Raw genomic sequence first — 6,639 nt, 5'->3', positions numbered from 1 at the left:
AAGCAGGCGGGCGCGGCGGTGCCAGAAAAGACCGAGGTTCTGGCGCAGGTGTTGACGAGCTTCCTCCTCGTTCACACCAAGAACATCAGATGCTTGAAGTCCCGATTGGGCCTCGCTGGCATGATCCAAGCGATACAACGAATGTCCAAGATGCCAGCCTGCCACGCGATAACTCAGCTCGGCGAGAAGTACCAGCAAGGTGACAGCGGCTGTAATCCAAAGCCAGATGCTTTGCGCGGCACTACCAGCGCTGATCCCCAGGAGGTGCGGCTTCCACCAGAGCAACAAAAGCAATCCAATGCCTGCGAACACGACACCCCAAAGCAACACTTTCATCCACAGCAGTTTCATGAACATCTATCCCTGAAGATCCACAGCAATCGGTCGAATCGCAGTACACCAAAGCTCTGGTGAACCTGTGCCATCCCCACAAAGGGTCAGCTGCGGACGGCCTTGCAGCTGAACCGCCTGGGCAGCTGCCGCAATCGCTAGCCAAGGTGCCGTCCTGCCACTGCTCCCGAGGATGGTGTCGAGATTGTGTTGGCCCTTTTGGGGGGTAGCTGGAATACCCAATCGCGCCAGTGACGTCCAAACATCAGCCTGGCGTTGATGATCAATGCCCGACAGCCAGACTCCATCGAGAGAGTCAGCCCCAATCTGAGCCCAGCTCAGAGCCTGACGGATGGAGCTAACCAATCCATCGGTCGAGGGTTCACGCTCCTGTTCAGGACGATGCAAGTAGATATGAGGATGAGTGGCTCGCGACGGGGCACTACCGAGCAGCATGCCCACCACGGCCTCGGTCGACTCTTCAACCGCCTCTGGCGCTATTTGAAAAGCGATGATCATCAATAACGCCTGATCGTTGGCGCGATGATCCAACCACTGGTCAATCACTGCTAATCCGTTACCCTCTGTCGGCTGCAGTGCTCGCCGAATACCAGCCCCAGCCCACGCCTGCCTCCAGGCCTCCACGACTGTCTTGTCCGATAGGCTGGTATTGATGTCGAGATGCAAAGCCAAGGGAAGATCGGGCGGAAATGACGTCAAAACCTGAGACATATCAGCGAAGACCTGTGACAACAGCCGCTGCAGCGCATCTACAGATCGTTCCAACTCACCCATCGGCAAACGACTATGGCGCACCGAGCTCTGGCCTTGCCACGACGCCTGTGCACGTAAAGCACTGACCTTGCCTTGCAAGGCGATCAACTGCAGCGCACGCATGTCCTCCGCTTGCTCATCGCGAAGAGCAGTATGTAGGCTGACACCCAGCACCTGCTGCGAACGTCGCCCCTGACCAACCTTGCTCAGTCGATCTTCCTCGCGAGCGGCATTCCATCCATCGGCAGCCCCTTTCTGCAAGGTGAACACCAGAATCCGAAGTGCCCCCAGCCCACACCAAACTAGAAGAGGTAAACCGAGGGAAGCCCACCAAAAGCGTCCAGGCTCTTCTGCCATTGAGCTTTCAGCCAGCCAAAGAACCAGCCCCCCCCCCAGCGCAACACAAATAAGCAGCAGCCCGAGCCACACCCGGAGGCGCGGTAGCGCAGGTTGCGGAACTGGAGCGGGCATCTCATCCAATCTGACTACCATGATCAGATAGCCTTTACATCTGGTAGAGACGACAAGAGCGAGCAACCGCAAGCGCACCGATGCCCATGGAAGGCAACCGGAAAACCCGAATCGCAGAAATTCGGATTGCCCTCCACAATCACATTTGGGCCATGTCCTGGAATCGGGCAGCTCACCGGATCGCCGACTCTGGCGACGCCGATACCATTGCAGATCAGCTCAGCAGAGCCCGCCAGAACGGCTCCACCGCCGGTGTTTTTATCGCCTAAGCGAATGACCCCACTCATTTTTACCTACTTAGTTTAATTCGCGGCCGGTGAGTAACTTCACGATATAGCGCTAACAAGACAACCGCCAAACACCCCTTAAGACCTTCTAAGCAACAGGGAAGTGCAACCCAACCAAAATACTCACACAACCAATTGACGCATTGCCCAATCCACAAACTCTCCGCTCAAAAACTCCCCACCACCTATTTTTCAACATAGCTTCCCATCTAACCTCATAAGCGAACCAACTTGCTCTTCCTTGGCGCCACTTAAAAGCCTTCTCATCCATCCAGACCCAAATACGACTCCAATTTCATACTTATCTTCAACCAACCTTCACTCTTGGCGTAAAGTGCAATTAGCCTCATTCCGACTGAAGGACAAGGAGTAGTCACCCATTGCATCGTTTGCCCTACCTCCACATCGTGAATAGCCTGAGAAATAAAAACCTCTCCAAGACTCACTACCCAGCCTTTCTGGATACGCGCCTCAATATTTCCACCTACCAAAACGACAAACTAAACACCCTCCACCACTTCCCTCGCGTAGAGAAAAAATCTATCTGTATCAGCGACCTTAAATGAAAATTGCAGGGCTTCATCACCCAAACACATTGAGGATGCGTTTATCTTCTCACCCCCCAAACCATAAAAATAAAGCCACAATCAGTGCATGTGACACCCTATCCATATAAAACCCCAGCGTCATTGGCAGCATCAATCAAAAACCTCTGTCTCAATCCCCTCATAAGCTTGATCGCTTATATAAGCGTGCCCAGGCTCATCACAGCGTTCATTAAACACCTCATCCACGCCTTTTCTAACAACCAACCTGTACCCAGCAATACCGCCCCCCTCAAATGAGTAAATGTATTTACCCACCTTAAACTGCAGCAACTCCACCGCAGAATAAGAATTTCTCCCAAACATATTCGCAACCGAATAAATCTTGAATATACCCCTCGGGGGAACTCTCTCTGATGGGTATGTGATTTCTATATCCCGCATAGACTTGCCGTATCGATATTGCACATACCCCGCATCTGGACCACCATTCCCTTTTGCACATATAGAGGCAACATTACCCACAAAACCCATATCACCTCGCGCCTTTATGGAGCAACTTATATAAACCATTTCGTCATCACCGCACAAAGAAAGACTTGCGTGATTCTCCGCCCCACCATACCCTGCAAGACAGCAGAGCAGCAGACAAACTGCCAACTCTCTCTTAAAAATTTTCATTTCAGAATCTCTTCAACCCACAACTGATTGAAATTCTGCTTCCTACGCGACCTACTGTCTGTATCTCTATTGACAACATCCGTAATCAAGTCAACTACAAATGGCGCCGCACCTTTATCTGCTCTTTCATATAATTTCTTGTCCAGCCAAAAATATGCTGCTGAACGAGCAGCATATTTCGCGCTCATCAAAAAATCTGGAGACTCAATGAAGTCCAGGTCGTCGCTTGGCCATAGCGCACTATTTTTTTGGTGCCACTCGGTGAATCGCTGATAATTGTATCGACCCGTTAAATGTTTAAGGCCACGCCCTCTGTATTTCCAGCCATCCCCACTTGAAAAACCTCTATTACCTAGGTCCTCCCGCCCTCCATAAGCGCCATTCGCAATTGCTTTGAAATCATCTATTCCCATAGCCACTCCGTTGGCTTTAATTTTTCCCTGCAAAACAACAAAACCATGCACATTAGCCTCATCAGGATTAGACCTGAAGTAGCTAAACTTGCTTATTAAAGCGCTCACTCTATAAGTTAGGTCTTCTTCCATGATTAAGGATAACCCTGTCTCTTGCAGAATCTGCGCAAAAAAATGAGCACGCCTAAGATGAGTGTCTAATTTATAGAAAACAAGTTGAGAATTGAGCTCTTCGGCAATATTCTGCAGGTCTTCATATCGCTCTACGCCAAGTGTAGGATAGAGCTTGCGCATAACTTCCAAAGTGAATGAAAAATCTAAACCACCAAAGCTTCCAATCATTCCTATTGGGTGCAGATACCAAACCTGTCCATCAGCCGGCAGAGCCAGACTCGGTGCGACCTCTTGCCACCAACTCAATTTCTCAATTCGCTCTTTCTCAGCCAACCATTTTTTATGCGGAGCCGAACTTCGGTGACCATATAAATCATCTAGAACATCCCACTTCCCCGATGTCCAGCGCCAGTCGCTTTCGCTATATATCGCCAGACGGGAAACAGATTGTGCTTTTAGCGGCAGGCGCAGGGCCCGCTGCAATTGCTCGGCACTCATAACGTCACTATGGTCAGCACCTCGGGCGATCAAATCGAACAAGCGGCTTCGAATAGGACCCCGGTCTGATAGATCGGCCAATCGTGCGGCTCGCGCACGATCTTTCTCACTGGGCAAAATACCTTGCACTTTCAATGAATAGGCTTGGCAGCTTTCCAGACTGTCGCCATTGAGAATGGCCGCATAGCCACTCCAATCCCATGGGCTGTGCCATTGGGCATCATTGTCAGCAACCCGAACCCACCCGTTGAGCAACACACCGTCGACGTCATGAAAAAGGTCATCAAGGCGATACCAAGTGCAACCGCCCTCACCATTTCTTGCGGGAATACGAATAGTCTTTTCGGCGCCCAAGACATCGAGTCTATGTTTCGGCAAGTGCAGATCAGCGCCGCTGATCGGCGTATCTACTCCAGCGATCGGAGGGCCAGCAACGCTGAAGTGCTCCTGATGCGGCACTACTGATGTGCCTTGGGGTAGCGTCAGCCAAGTCCTTGAGTTGGCTGGCAGCTGCTTCGCCCAAGCACGGCTGACGTCGATAAAGGTTTCAACATCTTCATGACTGAAAACCTCCAAGTGCAGTTGCTTCTGAGGCTCTTTATCTTCTAGATCCTGATAATCACCGAGATGGCCAATGAGCTCGCCCGCCCGAATAGAAATCGGCTTGTCCAGAACCAGTATCTGGTCTAGAGCCTCAGGCTCAAGTTCGCGTATCAGTGATGCGTAGTGAAGATACTGGTTTACCCGCTCAAGCTTGCGGAACTGCCCCTCTCCACTGATAGTTACTTCGGTACCTTGCGGCAACTTGAAGAGCACTTCAGAGTTGGCGTTCGGTTCAGACCTGACGTTGAGCGTGCTGTTGTCCTGACTCAGATGCACTTGGTAGCTGCCAGCTGCATTCAGCCGTAGGTTGCTGAAGGCAACATAGCCGCGCAGGCCCCCCTCGGGGTTCTGCAACGCCGCAGGACCTGGGCTATCGATCCACTCACGGAACTCACCCTGACCACTGATGGTCACGGCAATACCCTGCGGCAGCAGGCCGATCACCCGGCCTTGAGTCGCTTGGTTCCTGATTCGTAACCCCATCTCACCGGGGCTACCCACATGGGTATCGCCGACATTGGGCTTGACCTGGTAACGAGCAGCCAAGGACCAGAAGCCAGGTCGTGGTGACTCCGGCGATTCACCATAGGCTTTCCAGTCCTGCAAGTGCATGTAAAGACTGAAAAAAGTCAGGCTGGGTGGGGTGTCATCGGCACCGAAGATTTCCGGTGCCTGCAGCCGATGCCGTACCAAGACAAAGTTTCGCGAGAAGACTCGCTCCACCGGTTCTCCATCAAGTTGGTACGAGGTGGAGGGGGATCGGGTATCTATGCGATAGGCCACTACCTCGCCATCAGCCAGGCAACGCACATATGTCTGGTCCAGCGTCCCGGCTGTGCCGCAATCGAAATGCACACCCAGGTGCCAGTATCCATTCCGCCCCAATGGGTAATAGCCGCGTTCAGCATTGGCTTGCTGTACCAGTTGCTGTAGCTCGTCGGCGCGAGAACCAAAGGGGTGGCTCCATTTCTGAATGGGAGCCAGATGAGCACTGCCTGGGTCAGTTACCCAATAGTTGGTCAGTGGTCGGCATGGTGCCGGCGACTCCGGCTCGCGAGCACTTGGCCGGAGCTGCTCTCCCAGCCAAGTGTTGGTCTTATCCATGATTTGCTGAACCAAGCTCCTGGTATCCATAGATGCTCCTTGCTCCTGAGAGGGCGTTAACCGGAAAACGCAGTGTCATCCTGCCGCGCGGCTTCGGACTCCAGCAGTGGCGGTACGGCCGGCATAGCTGGAAGCTGCGAGGCGCTCCCTTGTCGGTTCACTCGTGCCTTGATAGTGAATTCGCCGCTACCCAACTCGACTTCGCCCGGTGCCAGAGTGATGTAGCTGCCCCCACCGTTGAGGACGATCCTCTTCTTGGCGGTGATGTGGATTTCATCCTCGGTGCTGGTGATCTCCAGCCCCTGGCGGGCCAGCAGTTCCAGGCGGTCGTTCTGCGCCTGGATCTGCACCGCGCCCTGGTTAGCGATGAGCTTCAGGCCGAGCTTGCGCACGAACAGGCTGACGCCCTCCCCCACGCCGATGAACAGCCGCCGCATCACGCTCAAGGCGGCGTCCCTGCCCGCGTTGGCGATGAGGTTCCGTTCTGCGGCCAGTTGCAGGTGGCTACCGCTGCTGAGCGCGATGCCCCTGGGCGCACTGAGCAGCAGGACGGCGGACTTGAGCTGCTCCAGGTCCTGCCTGAGCAGGTCGAACTGCGCCTGCACATCGGCCGGCTCGGCGTTGGCGACCTGGGCGTCCTCGGAAAGCGTCTGCATCTCCTCACCGGCGCGTTGCAGGCGGGCGAGCGTGTCCTGCATGGCCAGCACATGCCCCTGGGCGCGCGGCTGTTCATCGGCACTGATGAACATGCCCTTGCCGGAACGCAGCGCGCCCCGGCCGTCGGTGCGCAGCTCGAAGCCTTCGCCGCGTTTCTGCCGC

General features: G+C 54.0%; 6 protein-coding genes. All 6 read right to left on the bottom strand.

From position 1 onward, the window contains the following. Positions 1 to 351: hypothetical protein (locus ACYJSS_RS30505; protein ID WP_459481252.1), on the bottom strand; the 351-nt coding region annotated here is incomplete at its 3' end. Between the two features lie 6 nt (positions 352 to 357). Beyond that, the gene (locus ACYJSS_RS30500; RefSeq protein ID WP_146603106.1) at positions 358 to 1,584 is read right to left on the bottom strand and encodes a hypothetical protein; all 1,227 of its coding nucleotides are present in this window, start codon (positions 1,582 to 1,584) and stop codon (positions 358 to 360) included. Positions 1,585 to 1,598: 14 nt separating this feature from the next. Further along, entirely contained in the window at positions 1,599 to 1,862 is a 264-nt protein-coding gene (locus ACYJSS_RS30495; protein WP_111264769.1) for a PAAR domain-containing protein, read from the bottom strand. Between the two features lie 698 nt (positions 1,863 to 2,560). Beyond that, complete coding sequence (locus ACYJSS_RS30490) at positions 2,561 to 3,088, bottom strand: hypothetical protein (RefSeq protein ID WP_236206666.1); 528 nt, start codon at positions 3,086 to 3,088, stop codon at positions 2,561 to 2,563. Next, a complete protein-coding gene (locus ACYJSS_RS30485; protein WP_236206665.1) occupies positions 3,085 to 5,850 on the bottom strand; it encodes a hypothetical protein in 2,766 nt (921 codons plus the stop codon). The genes ACYJSS_RS30490 and ACYJSS_RS30485 overlap by 4 nt, the downstream gene beginning before the upstream one ends. A 26-nt stretch (positions 5,851 to 5,876) precedes the next feature. Next, positions 5,877 to 6,639 (bottom strand): DUF2345 domain-containing protein (locus ACYJSS_RS30480; protein WP_459481249.1); only part of this gene is annotated, 763 nt, incomplete at its 5' end.

The sequence above is a fragment of the Pseudomonas sp. No.21 genome (assembly GCF_054558415.1).
This window is presented reverse-complemented; position numbering and strand designations above follow the sequence as displayed.

What these genes read in the sequence shown, in the direction of transcription:
- ACYJSS_RS30495 (WP_111264769.1), bottom strand. Translation starts at nt 1,862, where the DNA reads ATGAGTGGGGTCATTCGCTTAGGCGATAAAAACACCGGCGGTGGAGCC.
- ACYJSS_RS30490 (WP_236206666.1), bottom strand. Translation starts at nt 3,088, where the DNA reads ATGAAAATTTTTAAGAGAGAGTTGGCAGTTTGTCTGCTGCTCTGCTGT.
- ACYJSS_RS30485 (WP_236206665.1), bottom strand. Translation starts at nt 5,850, where the DNA reads ATGGATACCAGGAGCTTGGTTCAGCAAATCATGGATAAGACCAACACT.